This window comes from Ectothiorhodospira shaposhnikovii, from assembly GCF_022227765.1.
Taxonomy (GTDB): Bacteria; Pseudomonadota; Gammaproteobacteria; order Ectothiorhodospirales; family Ectothiorhodospiraceae; genus Ectothiorhodospira.
This window is the reverse complement of sequence record NZ_JAJMLZ010000038.1, coordinates 1-280: the sequence shown is the minus strand read 5'-3', so window position 1 is coordinate 280 and position 280 is coordinate 1. Positions and strand designations below refer to the sequence as shown.

The following is a 280-nucleotide window of genomic DNA, read 5'->3' as shown; positions in this document are numbered from 1 at the left end:
CGGGTTGAACAACCTCAACGACATCACCCTGGACAAGCCCTTTGCCCCCATCTGCGGCTACACCGACGAGGACATCGATACCGTCTTTGCACCGGAACTACCGGGCCTGGACCGGGACCAGATCCGGCAGTGGTACAACGGCTATCGCTGGGGAGATGAGACAACGCCGGCGGTCTATAACCCGTTTGATGTGTTGCTGCTGTTCCAGAAACGGGAGTTCCGGCCCTACTGGTTTGAAAGTGCCACGCCCTCATTTTTGGTCAAGCTCTTGTCGGAGCGA

The 280-nt window shown here is 57.9% G+C and carries 1 pseudogene; it reads left to right on the top strand.

Annotation, left to right across the window (positions count from 1 at the left end):
• Positions 1-280: pseudogene (locus tag LQD11_RS15465) on the top strand (hypothetical protein); the annotation flags it as partial.